This window comes from Limnohabitans sp., from assembly GCF_040400975.1.
In the GTDB taxonomy this organism is placed as follows: domain Bacteria; phylum Pseudomonadota; class Gammaproteobacteria; order Burkholderiales; family Burkholderiaceae_C; genus Limnohabitans_A.
This window is the reverse complement of sequence record NZ_JBBAPF010000061.1, coordinates 1-3,432: the sequence shown is the minus strand read 5'-3', so window position 1 is coordinate 3,432 and position 3,432 is coordinate 1. Positions and strand designations below refer to the sequence as shown.

Annotated in this window: 3 protein-coding genes; all 3 read right to left on the bottom strand. The window is 56.9% G+C overall.

Annotated elements, in window-relative coordinates; genetic code table 11:
* On the bottom strand, positions 1-743 hold a 743-nt coding region (locus tag ABWQ00_RS15670; protein ID WP_353239588.1), incomplete at its 3' end, for a hypothetical protein.
* 320 nt (positions 744-1,063) lie between these two features.
* Complete coding sequence (locus tag ABWQ00_RS15665; protein WP_353239587.1) at positions 1,064-1,474, bottom strand: hypothetical protein; 411 nt, start codon at positions 1,472-1,474, stop codon at positions 1,064-1,066.
* Positions 1,475-2,093: 619 nt separating this feature from the next.
* On the bottom strand, positions 2,094-3,194 hold the full coding sequence (locus ABWQ00_RS15660; protein ID WP_353239586.1) for a DNA cytosine methyltransferase: 1,101 nt from the start codon (positions 3,192-3,194) through the stop codon (positions 2,094-2,096).
* Between the last annotated feature and the right edge of the window lie 238 nt (positions 3,195-3,432).

Sequence of the window (3,432 nt, the reverse complement as noted above, 5' to 3'; positions counted from 1 at the left end):
GTCTCGTGTCCCCAACCTACCCACCCATGCTCCGCCTCCTCACCGTCTGCTGCAACAGCAGCGCTCTTGGCGGCACCAATGTTGAAGATGTCGCCCCACAGATCATCTTCAGAATCATCCGCACTCTTCCTGCCCTGCAACTTGGGGAAGCTCACCACCAGCGTCTCTGTGCCGTCCTTGTTGGCCTTCTTGGAGGACGAGACGTTCACCTGCGACGCTGCTGCCTGGAAGAACTCCTCGGTTTCGCCAGCATACAGGCTGTTTCGGCTGTTGTGCAGAGTGGTCTTCTTGTTGGCGACGTGCGCATTCTTGTGGCACACCTCGATGCAGCCGGGAGCCCAGCCGTCGGACTGGTCGCGCATGTAGCCCGGAACCTTTTTCCCCATGTACGGCAGCTTGGTCAGGTCCGACTTTGGCAGCTCCGGCTTGTTCTCCTTCTTCCACACGTTGACAGGCCAGAAGATGCCCACGTAACGTTTCATCTCCAGCCCGGAAACTGAAATAGCGCTCACCTCGGTGTCAGGCTCATGACCACTGGAGCTGCTGTCGTCATTGCTGTTGTCGTTCGCCGTTGCTGACCTTCTCCGGCGCTTGGCATTTTTGGTGTCGTTCTTCTGGGCCTCGTAGGTGTCCAAGTTTGCCATGTACTTGTCCACAACCGCTGAGTTTTTCTGCTCGCGGGCCTTCTTGAGCTTCTCATATACCTGGGCTTTTGTCTGTCCAGGGTAGTGAGTCCGCACCATCCCTGGGCACATAGTGCACTCACGGCCCCTTGGCCGCCGCCGTTGCAGCAACGGCTTCACCGCGCGATGCGCGATGATTGGGTTGGGCGTCTTGGTAAAAGACCTGCAGCAGGACACGCAGCAGTCTCCCGCAGCTGCACAAGCCGAAGACGCAGATGATGATGCTGCTGACGTCATCGCGCCCCACTACACTGGCGCTGGCGGCATTGGGTGGCAGCTGTGAGCAGCTGGCGCGGATGGACATGACAACAAGGATTACAACACGGCCGATGCTATGCTCACGCTTGTTCTGTTACTGCCGACATGCGTCACCATCATGATTAATTGTCAATGTCACCGTCTATCGATTTATTGATTGACCATTGGCCATTGGCTCGTCTGATCATGATCCCGATCACTATCATGCCCACGATCTCGATCACGATAGTGATCACGCCCAGGATCACGGTCATGATCGCGATGGCAATCACGATCATGCTTGTGGTCGTGATTGTGGTCGTGATCGTCATCGTGATCGTGATCAAGATCAAGGTCAAGATCAAGATCAAGATCAAGATCGCAGTCATGATCATGATCATGATCACCATCAGCATGAGCACGAGCACGAGCATGAGCATGAGCATGAACACGAGCATGAGCGTGAGCGTGAACATGAGCACGCGCATGAGCGTGAACATGAGCTTGAGCTTGAGCTTGAGCTTGAGCATGAGCATGCGCATGATCATGAGCATTAGAATCGCGTGGAGAAGAATCATGATTCCCGCAGTTTGCATTGCTCATCCCCAGAGCTCGTCCTCAGAATCCCAATCATTGGAACGGTGTCTCTTGACATGCCGTGGTGCAGCAGCAGACTCGCATGCTGCGCTCCAACACAACGCGAGCAAGCCCTCTCCCACCAAGTGCATTGCAGCTGCACAGTAGGTATTAAATGCATTGCCAGCGAGATCTGTCAACACTCCACTGTCGTAGCTGTGGAGTCTGGACTCCCGCCCAGAAAAAATGAATTCCCTGGAGGTTCAGGCGCTCAACACCATTTGCCAGACGTATGCGATGCGTCAGCAGGGACCGCGTGCGAGGCGTGATGCAGGCGGAACCACCAGACACCGCCCTCGTTCGCCCAAGATTCTGGGATATGTTGATGGTGCCTGGGACGTTGGACGGCAACGCAATGTCCACACATGCCAGCAAGTCCAGCTCGCGCGCGGAGAGCTCATACAGGCCTGGGTGCAAGGAGATGAACTCCGGACCTTCAGCAACGCCGTCATTCATTCTCACATTCATGTCATCTGCTAACACTAACACAGGCTGCCGTCACACAGAAATTTGTTTTCACAGAAATATCAGTGATAATCAAACTGGAATCAAACTAAGGTCACGACTGAGACCAGCAGGAATGCCCACCCAATCTCGACCTTGCTTGTGGCACCACTCCTCATGTCGCTGAAGCCATCGTTGTTTTGTTCCAATGTTGTTGTGGCCACGGCCTCGGCGTTGCCGCAACCTCCACATATGCTCCTGCACCGAGGGGTGGCCCTCGGGCAAGAGATGGTAGTCCAGGTCTAGGCCCATCTCCGACTTCAACGCGGACTTCATGATGATTTGCATCAGCTGCTCGGCCTTCTTGTTTAAGATGTCCTTCTCAACATACTGGGCCAAGCGCAAGGGGATTGACAGGATCCAGACACGGCGGCGTGTCACAGGCTTGTTGAAGTAGCTCGGGCACAGGTAAAACACGATCACGTACATCCCCAGCTGCTCAAGGCAAGAGATGCACGCATCGAGATTGGACACGGAGTCTGACGTCCGATGAGCTTGCAAGCCCATCACGTTCTCTGCGATGACGAGGTCCAGGTCTGCCGTGATCTTGCCGATGTAGTCACAGCTGGCACGGAATATGCCCCCTGTGCGCAGCGTTCCTGCCTCCACGATGGCTCCGTGAGATTTTGCATGCATGTTGAGGCTGGACACGTCCTGGCATGGGAAGCCGAACCAAGCACGGGAGATGGTGGGGACAGGCTCAACGGTGGATCCCTTCACGTTGAAGCCACACAACTTGGGCAGGCTGTTAGCATCGTCAAACAGGATGGGCACTGGGACCATGTCAAGCAGGAACTGTTGCTTGGCAACGTTACATTCACAGCTGAATGCATGCCGCACGTCCGCAGAGCACTGCAGAGATGAACGAGCAGCTTCCGCAAAGGCACGGCTCATCAGCACTGGAGCGTCGGTGCCGGAACACCACGTGCCTACGTCCATCCGGGGCTGCTGCATCAGCCGCGCGCGGATGGCCTCTCGCTCGGTCGGGGGGAAGCTTCGCAAGGCATGCACGATGAACTGCTCCAGCCTCTTGTCCCCTTCGCACTCGAAGCTCACGCGGCGAATCGCATTCTCAGAATGCGTTGGAGTCTCTGCGGCCAGCCGCCGCCCATCAACGGTTATGGCCAGCACCATGCACCCATGCTTCGAAAAGCTGCGTTGGAGCCGGGACGCACAGGCGGGCGGCAATCATGCGTGGCACTGGAGGCCTGGGGTGTGGCAACTGCGCGTGGCACTTGGCAGGGCGGTGGGTGGCACTGATGGCCTGGGGTGTGGCAACTGCGCGTGGCACTTGGCAGGGCGGTGGGTGGCACTGATGGCCTGGGGTGTGGCAACTGCGCGTGGCACTTGGCAGGGCGGTGGGTGGCACTGA

Bases quoted from the DNA above. Each gene is read 5' to 3' on its own strand.
- ABWQ00_RS15665 (WP_353239587.1), bottom strand. From the start codon at position 1,474: ATGCTCATGATCATGCGCATGCTCATGCTCAAGCTCAAGCTCAAGCTC.
- ABWQ00_RS15660 (WP_353239586.1), bottom strand. From the start codon at position 3,194: ATGGTGCTGGCCATAACCGTTGATGGGCGGCGGCTGGCCGCAGAGACT.